The sequence below is a fragment of the Trueperaceae bacterium genome, from assembly GCA_023954415.1.
GTDB lineage: Bacteria > Deinococcota > Deinococci > Deinococcales > Trueperaceae > JAAYYF01.
Genome location: JAMLIB010000008.1, coordinates 1 through 15016, shown reverse-complemented (window position 1 = coordinate 15016; position 15016 = coordinate 1). Strand labels below are relative to the sequence as shown.

Sequence of the window (15016 nt, the reverse complement as noted above, 5' to 3'; positions counted from 1 at the left end):
GGGGCCTCGCAATCACCAAAGGAGGAGTGTACCACCCAGCCGGCGGCGCGGCGCATACCCCGCTCCTGCACGCGCCTAGCGCCGGTCGGCGCCCACCCATGTCCACGCTGCATGAAGTTGCGTCCGCTGCGACGCTTGACGGCATGACGCGAGGACGAGACGAGGGCGACGGGGGTGCTCGGCTCGGCAGGGCCGGCAGGGGCCTATGGAGCCGGTCGCTGCCGCAACCGAGGCTGGCCGCTGCCGGGTTCCTCGCCTCGCTGAGGGAAGGCGGGGTGGCCGACGCCGCCCGGGCGGAGCTGCTGGACGGGCGCGTGGCCGCGAAGACCGTGCGCCGCGCCGCCGAGGCCTCCCTCCTCGCGTCGGTGCGGGGGAGCTTGGAAGGCGCGCTGCGCGCCGCTGCGCGCGGCGCGGCACCGGGCGAGGTCGCGCTGGTCAGCGCGGCGCCCAGTGGCGTGGCCGGGACCGCCGCTGGGGCGGCGATCGGGACGGCGTACGCGGCACCGGTCGAGGTGATCACGCTCGCCCTGGTCCGGCTGGGGCCCGAGTCGGTGCTCCGCCCCGACCTGGCGCTGTTGGCCCGCCCCCGCAGGTGGGGTCCCGGCCCGCCGCCGAGCGACCTGATACGGGCCGGGGGTGGAGTGGAGGCCGAGGCCGTCGTGCTGGCGGTCGAGCTGGCCACCGCCGACGCCGGGGTCCGGCAGAGCGCCGAGTCGCGGTCGTCGGGGCGATCGCCGGCGCAGCGTGGCACGCAGACCGCCTGGTCGACGGAGGCGCGGCTCGCCGCCTACGCCGCAGCAGGGGTGCGTGAGGTGTGGTCGGTGGACGTGCGGCGCGGCTGGACGGAGGCGTACCGCTCGCCGTGGGGTGGCGCCTACCGCTCGCGGACGCTCTGGTACCCGGGCGAGGCGGTCCCCGTTACCGGGCTGACTGACGTGGCCGTCGAGACCCTGGGAGCCGAGCCCCCATGGGAGGGCAGCGCACTCGGCGGCTAGGGGCTCGGCTCGCGGTGGGCCGGCACGCCGCCGGGGCCGTTCCTCGGAGCGGCGCCGGTCAGGCCCCGGGCTCCGGCGCCCTCTCGAACTCGACCACGAACGCTTCGTCCCCGACGGCGATGCTGTCGCCCGCCTGGATGAGGTGCTTACGCCGCGTCTCCGTCACGCCGTTGACGCGCACGGCGCCCGACTGGATCAGCTGCTTGGCGTGGCCGCCCGTGCCGGCCACCCCGAAGAACTTGAGCACGTCGTCGAGGCGCATGGCGGGGGCCTCGTCCACGGTCAGCTGACCTCGATCGGCTCGGCGGCAGGGTAGCTGCCCAGGAACTTCACGAACGCCGCCCTGCGCATGAGATCGGTCATCGCGGCGGCCACGTGCGGCTCCTCGATGTGACCGTCGATGTCGATGTAGAAGAGGTAGCTCCACGGCTTGTCGCGCCTGGGCCGCGACTCCAGCTTGGTCATGTTGATGTCGTGCTTCGGGAACACCTCGAGGCACGTGACGAGGTCGCCCGGACGGTGGCGCGTGGCCAGCACCATGCTCGACTTGAAGCGCACGGCCCCGCCCCCGTCCGACTTGGGCCCCCTGCCCTCGCCGTAGGCGAGCACGAAGAAGCGCGTGAAGTTGAATGGGAGGTCCTCGATCTTCTCCGCCAGCACGTCCAGACCGTACTCCTGCGCGGCACGCACGCTGGCGATCGCCGCCTTGCCCTCCCCACCGTTCTGCGCCAGGAGCATCGCGGCCCCGGCCGTGTCGAAGTCGGTGACGGCCTCGAACTTGTGGCGCCGGATGAAGCCGGCGCACTGTGCCAGCGCCTGCGGATGGCTGTAGACGCGCTTGATGTCGGAGAGTTTCACGCCCGGCTTGGCGAGCAGGTTGTGGTGCACACGCACGATCCTCTCACCGACGACGTTCAGGGCCGAGTCGGTGAGGAGGTCGTAGGTCTGGTTGATGGAGCCCGCGAGGCTGTTCTCGACGGGCAGGCACGCGTAGTCGCACGTGCCGTCCGCGGCCGCCGCGAACGCTTCCTCGAAGGAGGGGAACCCGACGGCCGTGCCGCCCGGGGCGAACCCTAGGGAGGCTTCCTCGCTGAAAGCTCCCGGGACTCCTTGGTAAGCGATGCGAACGGATCCTTTTGCGCTCATGGCGAGGAGTGTAACCCTAGCCGGAGGCGCCCGGCCGCACCGTCGGCGCTCGCCCGAGGCTCAGGCGGTCGTCTCCACCTCGTGCTTCAACGTCGCCAACCGCCCCGTCAGGTCGCCGAGCTCGGCCTGCAGCTCGTGCAGCCGCTCCAGCTCGGCGCCGACGAAGCGCGTGTACGGGCTGATGGCGCCGGACAGCTTCTCCTGCGAGCGCTCGAGCTCGAGCGCGAACTGCTTGCCGATACCCTCCTCGAGGGCGGTCCTGAGCTCGTCCAGCTTGCCGCGGAGCTCGCGCTTGGAGCGGGCGCGCTGGCGCGGGAACACGAGCAGCCCGAGGCCGATGGCGGTGAGGCCGATGGCGATGCCCGTGATGTCGAAGGCCGCGCCCGTCAGGAGGGCGAGCATCGCTGCGCTCAACCCGATGCCGCCTACCTCGAAGAGCCCCGTACGGACGACGGAGGCCTGTAGCCGATCGGCTATCGCCTTGGCCTCGGCCGGCGCGTCGTACTCCTCCAGGGCGCCCTCGGCGCGCTCGCGCAGGCCCCTGAGCAGCGCCTGGCGGTCGTACTGGAAGCGTCCGCCGACCTCGCCGATCACGCGCTCCTGCTCGGCCGCGCGCTTCTCGTTGAGGAAACGCATCACGTCCTCCCAGAACTGGAGGTTGCGCTGGATGAACCAGTCGACGAGCTCGCCGAGGCGGCCGTCGATCTCGGCCTCGGCGTCCTTGATGACCTTGGCTTGGAACTCATCCTTGACGCGCTCGGTGTTCATGAGCTTGGCGAAGCGGCGCCACCTGATGGTGTCGTCGAAGAACTCCTCGCCGCGCCTGGCCACGTCCTCGAGCACGCGGGCCACCGCCCCGACGTGCAGGCCGAGGTCGCGCCGCATCTCGGACTCGAAGCGCTTGCGTTGCCTGTCGATCACCTCGAGGGTGGTGCTGTCGTCGGTCAGGAGCCCCAGGCGGTTGTCGAGCACGCCCTTGTAATGCTCGGAGGTCCGCTTGGCAACGCCGAGGGGCGTGAGCAGCTTCAGCTTGAGCCGGTCGGCACCGAGGCGCGCCCGGATGGCCGTCTCCAGCGCCGGCAGGCCGCTCGCTTCCAGCCCGGACTGGTCGCCCGACTGCCGCGCCTGGAACGCCTGGCGGGCGCTGACCCCGAACACCTCGGGGGTGGAGCCGAGCGTGTCGCGCGCATGGCGCGCCACGTACTCGAGGACGGTCTCTCTCTCGGCGTCCGAGGCGAGGATGTCCACCTTGTTGACGACCATCACGACCTTCTTGCCCCAGGACGCGATGAGCTCGAGGAACTCCCGTTCGCTCTGCGTGAAGGGCCGGTCGGCGCTCGTGACGAAGAGCACGAGGTCGGCGCGGGGCACGAACCGCTCCGTCAACGCCTGGTGGGAGGCCACGATGGCGTTCGTGCCCGGGGTGTCGACGAAGGCGACCGTGTCGAGGAGGTCGCTCGGATAGGTGCGCCGGACGACGTCGCGGCCGTCGACCGCCTCGCCGATCTCCTCGCCGTGCGTTATCACCGTGACGCGGTCGGTCGTGGGCGTCACGCCTTCCGGCATGACGCGCTCGCCGAGGAGCGCGTTCACCAAGCTCGACTTGCCGGCGTTGAACTCGCCCGCCACCACGAGCAGGAAGATGCCGTCGAGGTCGTCGGCGGCCGTGCGGACGTCGGCGACGTGACCGGGCTCGGCCTCGAGCTTGGCGAGCAGGACGAGGAGGTCCGTGATGGCGCCCCGCTCCTTGGTTATCAGGTCACGCGTCCTGGTGGGCAACTCGAGCATCGAGGCGAAGATACCACGCTGGCATCGGCGTTCCCGTCCCCCCGGGCGCTGATATTGTCTGGCATGCGAGACGTCTCCGAAGCTCTACGCGCCTTCCGCGCGGAGGCCGCCATCCTGAGCGACCTGGCCGCCGCGGCCGACCTACTGTCCTGGGACCAGGACACCTACATGCCGCCCGGCGCCGCGGCCGGCCGCGGCGAGCAGGAGGCCACGCTCCACGCCCTGCGGCACGGGCGGCTGACGGACCCCGCCTACACGGGTCTTCTCGACGAGCTCGAGGCGAGCGGCCTAGACCCCGCAGGCAGCGATCACGCCATGGTGCGCGTCGCGCGCCGCACCGCGAGCAGGGCGGGGCGGATGCCGCGGCGGCTCGTCGAGGAGTTGGCGCGCCGCACGGCGAGCGCCCGCGTCGCTTGGGCCAAGGCCCGCAGCGAGGACCGCTTCGACCTGTTCGCGCCCGAGCTGGCGGCCGTGCTGGAGCTCAAGCGTGAGGAGGCCGACGCCGTCGGTGGCGGCGGGCAACGTTACGACGCGCTCCTCGACGAGTACGAGCCCGGGGCCACGGCCGCCTCTCTCGCAGCGGTCTTCGAACCGCTGAAGGAGGAGCAGGTAGCCTTGCTCGCGGCCATCGCCGGGAGCGGCGTGCAGCTCTCCGACGAGATGTTGCGTAGGGCCTACCCGGTCGACGCGCAACGCCGGGTCTGCGAGGCCACCGCGGCCTCGTTCGGTTACGACTTCCGGCGCGGCCGGCTCGACGTCACGGCCCACCCCTTCGCGATCGGCATCGGTGCCGACGACGTGAGGATCACCACGCGTTACGACGAGCGGTTCCTCAACCCCGCCCTCTTCGGCACGATGCACGAGGCGGGCCACGCCATGTACGAGCAAGGGTTCGCGCCCGAGTTCCACCGCACCCCCCTCGCTCACGGTGCCAGCCTCGGCATCCACGAGTCGCAGTCGCGGCTCTGGGAGAACCTGATCGGGCGCTCGCTCCCGTACTGGGAAGGCGCGTTCCCCGCCCTGCGGGCGGCTTTCCCCGAGGCCCTCGGCGGCGAGGACGTGGAGAGCCTCTACGCCGCCGTCAACCGCGTCGAGAGCAGCCTCATCCGCGTCGAGGCGGACGAGGTGAGCTACAACCTGCACATCCTCGTGCGCTTCGAGCTCGAACTGGCGTTGCTGAACGGCGACCTCGCCGTCAAGGACCTGCCGGCGGCGTGGAACGACCTGTACCGCTCCTACCTCGGCATCACGCCGCCTTCCGACGCGCTCGGGTGCCTGCAGGACATCCATTGGGCCGTAGGGCTCGTCGGCTACTTCCCGACCTACGCCCTCGGCAACCTGGTGAGCGCGCAGCTCTTCGCGGCGGCCAGGGGCGCCCTGCCCGAGCTGGACGCCGACGTGCGCTCGGGCGACTTCGCGACCCTCCTCGGCTGGCTGCGCTCGAACGTGCACCGACACGGGTCGCGCTACCTGCCCGCCGAACTGATCAGGCGAGCCACCGGCTCTGAGCTCGACTCCCGCCACTACGTCGACTACCTCAAGGGCAAGTACGGCGCCCTTTACGGGCTCGCATGAATGCGCGTCAGCTGCGCACCGCGGTGAGCGCGCCCACCGCGCGCGCCTTCGCTCGCACCCGCGGCGCGCGGCCGCTCCTGGCGACGCTGCGGTCGGCCGCGCTCCCGCTGGCCCTCCTGACTGCCTTGCTGCCGGGGGTGGCGCGGGCCCAGATCGGCGAACCTCCCGCGACGATCCTGGCGGCGCTCTCCGACTACCAGCCCACGCCGACCGATGACGGGACGGGCTTCGTCACTTCCAGCGGCTTCGCGTTCGGCGTGCTCGCCTCCGAAGGGGTGGCCGTCGAGGTCAACGGGGCCGGGGCGCTGAGCGATGCGAACGTGCGCTTCCTCGGAGCGCTGGTCGGAGTCGCGAGCGGCTACGGCGACGGCATCGCCGCGCCGGTCGCCGACTTCTTCCGCACGCGCGCCTCCGAGCTGACCGGGGTCGGCGAGGTGGCCGTCGAGGTCATGGAGTACCTCATGTTCGTCGACGTCGTTGCCGGCCCCACCCCCGAGGTCAGCGTGCGCTTCGCGCCGCAGCACGTGGACGCGGACCGCTTCGGCCCGCCGGCGCACGTCCTCGGGCCCCTGGGCGCCCCGCACGTCGTGCGCCTGTTCACCGACCTGCAGTGCCCGTACTGCGCGCAGTTCGAGGCGCTGGGGATGCCCGTGGTGAGGAGCGAGCTCCTCCCGCGCGGCGACGTGCGCCTCGAGCTCTACCACTTCCCGCTCAAGAGCATCCATCCGAACGCCACCGTCGCGGCGGAGGCGAGCGAGTGCCTGGCGGCGACCACGGCCGAGCTCGTCGACTTCGCCGCCGGCGAGGACGCGTTCTGGACCTTCCAGAGCGCGCTCTTCACGCGCCAGGACGAATGGGCGGGCCGACCGGATCCGCTGCCCCTGTTCGTCACCATCGCCGAGGACGCCGGGCTCTCTGCCGACGGGCTGGCGGAGTGCGTGCGCAGCGGTCGCTACGGCGCGCTGGTGGAGGAGTCCTACCGCGTGGCCGCCCAGGACCTGCGCCTGACGGGCACCCCTACCGTCTTCGTCGACGGCCTCAAGGTCGGCGACTACCGGGACGTGGCCGATTACTTGCGCCTCATGCGGCTGAGTAGCGCCATGGCCGGCGAGGCGCAGCCTGTGCAACCGTGAGCGTTCGGCGCTTCTCATGTGCGATAGTGAGAACCGGAACGACGACGTGTGAGGAGCGTGGCGGGGCACAAGGCTTTGGTGCCGGGCTACGCGGTCACGCTCGAAGGGGAAGAAGATGACGGAAGCGAGCCAGTACCCGAGTCTGGTTTGGCACCTCAAGAACACGGAGCTGTTCGAGGACCTCACTCCGGACGAGATCGAGCAGATGGCGAAGATCACGCCCTACAAGCGCTTCGCGGCGGGCGAGATCATCTACCACATGGAAGACCCGGCGGACGCCCTCTACTTCATCCGCGACGGCATGGTGAAGATCTCCATGTACTTCCCGAACGGCAAGGAGATGATCCTGGGGCTGCTCGGCAAGTACGACATCTTCGGAGAGCTCCTCCTCCTGCAGAGCGAGAGGCGCCCGAACCAGGCCGAGGCGGTCATGGACACGACGCTCATCGTCATGCCCGAGATGGAGTTCCAGCGTCTACTGCAGCAGCAGCCGCGCATCGCCATGAAGTTCATCCAGGTCATGAGCACGCGTCTGTGGCAGGCGCAGCAGTGGCAAGCCGAGGTCGGCGCCTTCGATGCGCCGGGGCGCCTGGCCAACCTGCTCCTCAGGCTCGCCAAGGACTTCGGCACGGTCTCCGAGCGCGGGACGGTCATCGACCTGACGCTCACGCAGCAAGACCTCGCGAAGATGATCGGCGCGACGCGTGAGACCGTCAGCCACTGCCTGGCGCGGCTCCTCGAGTACGGGGCCGTGCGCCGCAGGCGCGCGCCCATCACCGTCAACACGGAGCGGTTGCAGGCGTTCCTCGACGAGGCGAGCACCTAGAGCCGCTACTGAGCTAGACCAAGCGTTGTGCGAGGGGCCGGCCTTACGGGACCGGCCCCTTCCGTCGTCCTGGTGCCGTCGTCGTGGCGCCATGGAGCACGCTTACGCTCCCGGAGCCCGGAGCGCTCGCGGCGGCGCGCTGCCGTGGCGCTCGGCTCAGGAGCCGTTGATGACGATGACGGGAACCTCGGCCGCGGCCAGGATGCGCTCGACGCGCGGTCCGAGGTAGAGCCGCTCCGAGCCTGGGCGCACGTCCGTGCCGAGCACTATCAGGTCGTACTCGAGCTGGGTCGCCACGCTGAGGATGGCGGAGACGGGGTCCGCCGCCACGCGCACCTCGGTGCTCGGTCTCACGCCGCGCGCTTCGCCGAGCTGGCGCAGGTTGTCGACGATCTGGTTGGCCGCCGCGAGTTGGCGCTTCTCGGCGGCGCCGCTGGCGTCCAGGCGGTACGGTCCGGGCTGCTGCACGGCTACGTTGAGCAGGGCTACGTGCACCGCCGTGTCCGCCGCCAGCGCGAAGGCGAGCTCGGCGGCGTGGCGGCCTGCGGCAGAGCCGTCGCTCGGCACGAGGATGCGTCGCGGCGGCCAGGAGGCTGGCTCCCCCGCGCCCTTCACGACCATGGTGGGGCAGGGCGCCATGCGCACCACCTGATCGACGACGCGGTTGAAGACGACCTCGTTCGTGCCTGCCTGCTCGGAGGCGCCGAGAACGATGAGGTCGTAATCCTTGGCCGCCTCGTCGAGGATCGCGTCGACGGTCGCTTCGGATTCGACGACCCTGCGCGTCACCTCGCCGTTGTCGAAGCCGCTCGCGAGGTCGCCGAGGAAGCCCTGAGCGGCCGCCTTCTGGCCCGGACTGGTGACGTTGAGCAACGTGACGGACAGGTCCTTGCCCAGCTTGTCGAGCACGAAGGCCTCGATGGTTCTCGGAGCAGGCCTGCTCTGGCCCGTTCGGGGACCACGCACGGGAAACAGCACGCGGTGGACGTTGGCGATCAGGCTGTCCTCCGCCAGCTCCTCCTGGCGTAGCCGGCGTGCCTCTTCCTCGTCCGGCTTCACGCGGGCGAGCACGAAGCGTAGGGCCGTCGGCGCCATGATGGACGTCGTCATCGCCATGACCACGATGATCGAGTACATGTCCTGGCCGATTATGCCCAGCTGGAGCCCGATCGCGGCCATGATGATGCCCATGGCCCCACGGGCGTTCAGTCCAGCGCCGTAGGCGAGCGCCGTCCAGTGCCCGTGGCGGCCGACCAGGCGGGCGCCCAGATAAGTGCCGGCGACCTTGCCGAGGGTAGCGATGGCGATGACGCCGAGGACCACCATGAGTAGCCTCGGTTCCAGCAGACTGCGCAGGTCCACCTTGAGACCCGCCACGGCCAGGAAGATGGGCGAGAAGATCCCTACGGACATGCCCTCGATATGGCTATGCACTTCGTCGGGCAGACGGCGCATCTGTCCGAACAGCACGCCCATGACGAACGCTCCGAGCACCGCCTCGATGTGCAGCGCCTGGCTCACCGCTGCCCATGCAAGGGTGAGCACCATCACCAGCGTGAGGAGGCGATTCGGGCTGACCACCCGGTCCTGCACGAAGGCGAGGGCCTGACGAACCAACCACCGCCCCAACGTGAACGACACCACCATGAACGCGAATACGCTGCCAACGGTGCTGAGAACAGTGCCGGTCGTCACGGCATCGCCGGTCGCCAAGCCGGCCACGAGCGATAGGAGGATCCAGCCGATGGTGTCATCGCTCATGCTGGCCGCGAGGATCGTCTGGCCGATATCCCGACGCATGAGCCTAAGGTCGATGAGCACCTTGGCGATGACCGGGATCGAGGAGATCGCCAGGGACGTGGCGACGAAGAGCGCGAAGACGAGGCGTCCTTGCCCCTGGCCTATCAGCGACTCCGGCAGCAGCTGACCGAGCGCGAAGCCAGTGGAGAACGTGACGATGATGCCACCTAACGACACGCCGACGGCAGTGCGGATGTGCCGCCTGACGAGCTGCAGGTCGGTCTCCAGCCCCGTCATGAGGAGCAGGAACATGGCCCCCAACAGGCTGACGAGCTCGAGTAGATAGCCCTGCGTCGCGTTCTGCGGCAGCATCCAGTGGCCGAACGCGGGGATCAGGCTCGAGGCGAGCGACGGTCCCAACAGGATGCCGGCGAGGAGCTCGCCGACGACCGAGGGCTGGTTGAAGCGTCGCGCCAGCTCGCCGAGGGCGCGAGCTGCGAACAGGAGCAGCGCGACCTGCACGAGCAGGTGCAAGACGTCTCCGTGTGGGGCGGCTGTGAACGGTGCCGTGGTCGTCTCCTTATCCTCCCGCGAGGTCGCGGCCTATGGCGGCCCCGACCATAACCGACGAGCGGCGTGAAGACCAGGTAGCCGTGAGAGGCGCTCGGCGGCTCGGGCGTGCTAGCGTCGCGGGGATGAGTCGGACACCGGACGGAGCGGGGAGGCGGGCGGACAGGCGCTACCTGGTGACGACCGACCATGGGGACGTCGTCGTGAGCGTCAACCCCGCTGCGGGCGGCCTCGACGCCGACCTGCTCGCCCTCGAGGCCGCCACGCCGACGACGACCGCCGGCATCGAGCTGGCGACACCCTTGCGCGCCTTCGGCGCCAAGATGCTTGACATCATCGAGATCCAGGGCATCTCGGACGTAGACGTGAGCCCTGGTCTGCGCGACATGCTCATGCGCGAGAAGGCGACCCAGGACCTCAAGCGGATCGAGAGGTTCGCGAAGGCTGCCGCCGCGCCGGACTGAACGCGGAGCGCCGACCGGAGCCGGGCCCCGCGACCGCAGGCCGGGACGAGGCCCCGCTCCGGCCTGCGACCGTTTACTCCTGCTCTTCTTCCTCGTCCTCCTCGACGACCTCGCCCAGGTCGGCGAGCATGTCCTTGTAGAGCCGCAGAGCGAAGTCGCGGATGGCGACGAGCGCCGTCTCGCCGCGCAGGTCGGCGCTCACGCGCCTCTCGGCGACGGTGATGACGCTCGCGAGGACGTCGTCGATCATGGGCCACGGACCGCTGAACGGTTCGGCGTCTTCTCGCTCGAAGGCGGCGGTCGTCGCGGGCTGGGCCGGCGTCGCGGCCGCCTTGGCGCCGCTTGCGTCGGCGGCCCCGCCCCTGGACGTCGCCGCGTCCGGACCGACGGTGGTCTGCCGGCCGCCCGCTGGAGGCCGGCCTTCCTTCTGCGCGGTCTTGGCGGCCCCCTTCGCCTGTCCCTTGGCGGCTTCCTTGGTCACGCGCGCGCCCTTGGCCACTTGCGTGCCCTTGGCCGCCTTGGCAGTGTCGGCAGCCTTCCCGCCCTTGGCGGCACGCTTGCCACCGGGGGCCGGAACTGCCTCCTCATCGTCGGCCGGCGGCCGGGCGGCGCTCGTCGCCTTGGTACTCGAGGCCTTCGCGCCGGCCTTCGTTTGCACGCCGATCGAGCCGCCTGCCGCCTCGCGCTTGTCGAGGGTGCTAAGCGCCTCTTCGGCCGCTTGCCGCTCCGCCTCGCGCTTGGAGCCGCCCTGGCCCGTGCCGAGCAGCTCGCCGTCGATCGTGACATCGCTCAGGAACGACGGCTCGTGCTCGGGTCCCGTGCGCGCCGTGTCGAACTCCGGCCGTGGCAGGCCGAGCCGTTGGGCGCGTTCGATCAGCAACCCCTTGGGGTGCGCCATGTTCACTCCATCCTTGGTTCATGCGGTCTCATCAAGGCCCGGGTCGGTGCCGACCGCGCCCTTAGCATGCAGCTGCCGGACGCCCGCCGTCGCCGGACCGCCTCCATGCCATGTACGGCGGTGAGGACGCGAGTAGCGGTGACGCCGCGTGCCCGGCAGCTGCCCGGGAAGGGTAGCACGCTTTCGGGGGTGGCGAGTCGGACCGCGCCGGGCCGGGCGCATACGCTACGATTGGGCCCATGACCCGCCTGCTGCTAAGCGACGACCATGCCATGTTCAGGCAAGGCCTTCGGAGCATCCTCGAGACGGAGGAGGACTTCCGCGTCATAGGCGAGGCCTCTACCGGCCGCGAGGCCGTCCGTTACGCCCTCGAGACCCGTCCGGACGTCGTCCTCATGGACATCCAGATGCCCGAGCTCGACGGCGTCGCCGCGACCAAGGCCATCCTCGCCGAGTGGCCCGAAGCGCGCGTGATCATCCTCACCATGTACCGCCAGGACCGCTACGTGTTCGAGGCGATCAAGGCGGGCGCTCGCGGCTACATGCTCAAGGACGCCGGCGCCACCGAGTTGGTGACGGCCATCCGCCGCGTAGCGGCCGGCGAGACGCTCCTGAACGCCGAGATGGCCGCCTCGATCCTCGACGAGTTCCGGAAGCTCGGCGACCTCCCGAGCCACCCCGAGCACAAGCTCAGCGAGCTCACCGAGCGCGAGGAGGACATCCTCAGGCTCCTCGCGCAAGGCGCCACCAACCAGGAGATCGCCACGTCGCTCAACGTCAGCGAGAAGACGGTGCGCAACCGCCTCTCCGAGATCTTCTCCAAGCTGCGTCTGAACAACCGCACGCAAGCGGCGCTCTACGCCCTGCGCGAAGGGATCGCCACGCTCCAAGACTCGCAGCAGTGACGGGCAAGCGGGCGGCGTCCATGCCGCCACACGCCGAGGTCGGCCACCGCGCCGACGGGGCCGCTGACGTCGGCGCCCGGGTCGCGGCCGACCCCGCGGCGGACGCAGCCGCCTTACGGACCCTCCTCCTCACCATCGCTCAGACCCCGGCCCCGACGGGCTCGGAAGGCGACCGGGCGGCGCTCGTCATGCGGTTATGGCGCGAGGCCGGCCTCGACGCGCGTCTGGACGCCGTAGGTAACGTCGTCGCGCACGTCCCGCCCTCTCGACCAGGCGGCCGCGCCGAGGGCCAGGGCGCCGCGCGCGTGCCGACAGTGGCGGTGGCCGCCCACCTCGACAGCGTGTTCGGTCCTGACGTGGACGTGAGCGTCATCCAGGGCCACGAGCGCTGGAGCGGCCCGGGCATCGGCGACAACGCCGCGTCGCTCGCCGTACTGACCAGGTATCTCCAGACCCGCGACCTGCCGGGGCGCTCCGACAGGCCGCACCTAGTGGTCGCCGCGACGGTCGGTGAGGAGGGCCTCGGCGACCTCCGCGGCGCCAAGCACCTGGTAGCCGAGCTCGGGCGCGGAGCCGACGCGTTCGTGGCGTTCGACGGCGGGCTCGGCTCCATCACGGACACGGCCGTCGGCTCCGCGCGCTACGAGGCGCGCTTCACGGCGCCGGGCGGCCACTCGTGGGGCGACTACGGCGCCGCCAGCGCCGTGCACGCCGCCGGCGAGGCGATCGCCGCCTTGCGGCGCGTGAGGGTGCCGACCGCGCCACGCTCGAGCCTCAACGTCGGCCAGGTGTGGGGCGGCACGAGCGTCAACGCCATCGCGGAGCGCGCGGGGTTCAACCTCGACCTGAGAAGCCTCGACGCGGCCACGCTGGCCGCCCTGGAGGCGGCGGCTCTCGCCGCCGTGCGCGCGGCGGCGAAGGCGGCCGGGGCCGGCGTCGAGCTCGTGCAGGTCGGCGCGCGCCAGGCCGGGCGCTCGGACAACGAGCGGCTCGTGGCCGCGGCCAGGGCGGCGTACGCCGAGGTCGGCGTGACGCACAAGACCTCCGCGGCCAGCACCGACGCCAACCCGGCCATGGCCGCGGGCATCCCGGCCATCGCCTTCGGCGGCTACCGCGGGGGCAACGCCCACCGCCTCGACGAATGGCTCGAGCCGGCGTCGTTGAGCGCCGGCCTGGCGGCCCTCAGCAGCTTGTTGGCGCGGCTGGCCTGAAGGCCGCGCGACGCGCGTGAACGGGTCGTCTCGCCGGTAGCGGTCCCGCGGAACCTATCGGCGGTGGCCACCTCCCGGCGCCTGGAGCCGATCGCCCGTCCCCGACCGCTCAGCGCCGCCCGCGCGAGCGCCGCGCCGCCAGCGCCAGCGCGTCGACGGCCTCGTTCTCCGCGTGGCCCGCATGGCCCTTGGTCCACGACCACCGTACGCGGTGCCGCTTCTCCAACTCGAGCAGCTCTTCCCACAGGTCGCGGTTCTTGACCGGCTGCCGCGCGGCGGTGCGCCAGCCGTTGCGTAGCCAGTTCTTGAGCCAGCCGTCCGTGAAGGCCTTCTTCAGGTACTCGCTGTCCGTCACGACGGTCACGTCCGACGCCTGCTCGAGGGCCGCGAGGGCGCGCACGGCCGCCGTCAGCTCCATGCGGTTGTTGGTGGTGTCAGGGGCGTAACCGGCTTCCGTCCGCTCCTGGCCGTCCGCGACGAGCATGTACGCCCACCCGCCGTGGCCGCTCGCCGTGTCGCACGAGCCGTCCGTGTAGGCCGTCACGTTGCGCAAGGGGGCTAGGGGCGCGGGTCGGTCGGTCGCGGCGCCGGGGGAGGCGGCGAAGAGGCTCGCCTGCGAGTCAGGGTCGTTCTTCGGGCACATGAGGCGCCACTGTAACCCGCAGCTCGAGCACCACCACGGCGGCGGCCGTCTCGCGCGCGTGCGTCAGCGACACGTGGGCGCTGAGGCCCTCGCGCTCGCATGCTTCCCGCAACGGGGGCGCCATGCGCAGCACGGGGCGGCTGCCGTCCTTCACGACCCAGACGTCGCGCCAGCCGAACGACGTCGGCCAGCACTTCTGGAAGGCCTCCTTGGCGGCGAACCGCGCCGCCAGCCCCGGCACCTTGTCCGTGCGGTCCGCCAGCGCCGCGAGCTCCTCGGGGTGGAAGACGCGCCCGACGAACCGGTCGGGGAAGCGCTCGAGCGCCCTCCGGATGCGGGAGAGCTCGACCATGTCGAGCCCGACGGCGACGATCAACCGGCGACCTCGTCGACGCCCGTGGCCGTGGCCACGAAGGCGCGCTCGGCCATGCCTAGGAAGAGCCCGTGCTCCACGACGCCGGGGGTGTCGGCCAGGCGCGCGGCCAGCGAGCGCGCGTCGAACGGGGCCTGGAAGTGGATGTCGTAGACGAGGTTGCCGTTGTCCGTCACGAACGGTTCCGTACCCGCCAGCCGCTGCCTGACCTCCCCGCCGAACTCCGTAAGCAGGCGTTCGGTGCGCAGCCGCCCGAAGCGGACGACCTCGACCGGCAGCGGCGCCTTCTCACCGAGGTGGGCGACCAGCTTGGTGGCGTCGCCGATCAGCACGAACCGCTTGGCCGCGGTAGCCACGATCTTCTCCCTGGTCAGCGCCCCGCCGAGGCCCTTGACGGCGTCAAGGCCCACCGTGAGCTCGTCCATGCCGTCTATGGCGAGGTCGACGCCCTCGGGCGGCAGGTCGACGAGGGGGATCCCGAGCCCGGCGGCTTGCGTCTCCGTCTGCCTCGAGGTCGCGACACCGCGCACGTCCGTCAGCTCCCCGCGCGCGAGGGCTCGCCCCAGCTCCTCGACGAGCCAGCGGGCGGTGCTGCCCGTGCCGAGGCCGAGGAGCATGCCGCTGTTGACGAGGGCTAGGGCGCGCAGCGCCGCCGCCCGTTTCATGGCCTCGGCACCGGTGATCGCTTCGCTCATGCTCCGGAGCATACCGTCAGGTGCCGGCGGGTCGGCGGCGCTTCGGTGCGTGGG

General features: G+C 71.2%; 15 protein-coding genes. 7 read left to right on the top strand and 8 right to left on the bottom strand.

Features of this window, described 5'->3' with window-relative positions:
• Positions 1-143 precede the first annotated feature (143 nt).
• Positions 144-995: a Uma2 family endonuclease gene (locus M9914_10710; protein MCO5174648.1), complete on the top strand. Its 852-nt coding sequence runs from the start codon at positions 144-146 to the stop codon at positions 993-995.
• Positions 996-1053: 58 nt separating this feature from the next.
• On the opposite strand, the gene M9914_10705 is transcribed toward M9914_10710, so the two are convergent.
• The 3 genes from M9914_10705 to M9914_10695 are packed head-to-tail and all read right to left on the bottom strand — an operon-like array spanning position 1054 to position 3929.
• Positions 1054-1275 carry an RNA-binding S4 domain-containing protein gene (locus M9914_10705; protein MCO5174647.1) on the bottom strand — a complete coding sequence of 74 codons (222 nt, stop codon included), beginning with the start codon at positions 1273-1275 and terminating at the stop codon, positions 1054-1056.
• 2 nt (positions 1276-1277) lie between these two features.
• A complete protein-coding gene (gene pheA, locus M9914_10700) occupies positions 1278-2141 on the bottom strand; it encodes a prephenate dehydratase (protein MCO5174646.1) in 864 nt (287 codons plus the stop codon).
• A 60-nt stretch (positions 2142-2201) separates the two neighbouring features.
• Positions 2202-3929 carry a dynamin family protein gene (locus M9914_10695; GenBank protein ID MCO5174645.1) on the bottom strand — a complete coding sequence of 576 codons (1728 nt, stop codon included), beginning with the start codon at positions 3927-3929 and terminating at the stop codon, positions 2202-2204.
• A 63-nt stretch (positions 3930-3992) separates the two neighbouring features.
• Between M9914_10695 and M9914_10690 the strand changes: the two genes are divergently transcribed.
• The 3 genes from M9914_10690 to M9914_10680 all read left to right on the top strand — a co-directional run bounded on the left by M9914_10690 (position 3993) and on the right by M9914_10680 (position 7463).
• Positions 3993-5504 (top strand): carboxypeptidase M32, encoded by a 1512-nt coding sequence (locus tag M9914_10690; GenBank protein ID MCO5174644.1) that lies wholly within the window; start codon positions 3993-3995, stop codon positions 5502-5504.
• On the top strand, positions 5501-6637 hold the full coding sequence (locus tag M9914_10685; protein MCO5174643.1) for a DsbA family protein: 1137 nt from the start codon (positions 5501-5503) through the stop codon (positions 6635-6637). The genes M9914_10690 and M9914_10685 overlap by 4 nt, the downstream gene beginning before the upstream one ends.
• 115 nt (positions 6638-6752) lie before the next feature.
• Positions 6753-7463, top strand: a complete 711-nt coding sequence (locus M9914_10680; GenBank protein ID MCO5174642.1) for a Crp/Fnr family transcriptional regulator — start codon at positions 6753-6755, stop codon at positions 7461-7463.
• Positions 7464-7619: 156 nt separating this feature from the next.
• On the opposite strand, the gene M9914_10675 is transcribed toward M9914_10680, so the two are convergent.
• On the bottom strand, positions 7620-9737 hold the full coding sequence (locus M9914_10675; GenBank protein ID MCO5174641.1) for a cation:proton antiporter: 2118 nt from the start codon (positions 9735-9737) through the stop codon (positions 7620-7622).
• Between the two features lie 161 nt (positions 9738-9898).
• Here M9914_10675 and M9914_10670 point away from each other — a divergent pair, with 161 nt between their 5' ends.
• Positions 9899-10237, top strand: coding sequence for a hypothetical protein (locus M9914_10670; GenBank protein MCO5174640.1), 339 nt, complete (start codon positions 9899-9901; stop codon positions 10235-10237).
• A gap of 73 nt (positions 10238-10310) precedes the next feature.
• Here the strand turns inward: M9914_10670 and M9914_10665 are convergent, their stop codons facing one another.
• Complete coding sequence (locus tag M9914_10665) at positions 10311-11135, bottom strand: putative dsRNA-binding protein (GenBank protein ID MCO5174639.1); 825 nt, start codon at positions 11133-11135, stop codon at positions 10311-10313.
• Between the two features lie 239 nt (positions 11136-11374).
• Between M9914_10665 and M9914_10660 the strand changes: the two genes are divergently transcribed.
• Both M9914_10660 and M9914_10655 read left to right on the top strand, forming a co-directional pair.
• A complete protein-coding gene (locus tag M9914_10660; GenBank protein MCO5174638.1) occupies positions 11375-12040 on the top strand; it encodes a response regulator transcription factor in 666 nt (221 codons plus the stop codon).
• Entirely contained in the window at positions 12037-13251 is a 1215-nt protein-coding gene (locus M9914_10655) for a M20/M25/M40 family metallo-hydrolase (protein MCO5174637.1), read from the top strand. Before M9914_10660 ends, M9914_10655 begins: the two co-directional genes overlap by 4 nt.
• A gap of 109 nt (positions 13252-13360) precedes the next feature.
• Here M9914_10655 and rnhA read toward each other — a convergent pair whose 3' ends face one another.
• The 3 genes from rnhA to rpiA are packed head-to-tail and all read right to left on the bottom strand — an operon-like array spanning position 13361 to position 14962.
• Positions 13361-13894, bottom strand: a complete 534-nt coding sequence (rnhA, locus tag M9914_10650; protein ID MCO5174636.1) for a ribonuclease HI — start codon at positions 13892-13894, stop codon at positions 13361-13363.
• On the bottom strand, positions 13872-14270 hold the full coding sequence (gene acpS, locus M9914_10645) for a holo-ACP synthase (protein MCO5174635.1): 399 nt from the start codon (positions 14268-14270) through the stop codon (positions 13872-13874). Before acpS ends, rnhA begins: the two co-directional genes overlap by 23 nt.
• On the bottom strand, positions 14267-14962 hold the full coding sequence (gene rpiA / locus M9914_10640; protein ID MCO5174634.1) for a ribose-5-phosphate isomerase RpiA: 696 nt from the start codon (positions 14960-14962) through the stop codon (positions 14267-14269). The genes acpS and rpiA overlap by 4 nt, the downstream gene beginning before the upstream one ends.
• Between the last annotated feature and the right edge of the window lie 54 nt (positions 14963-15016).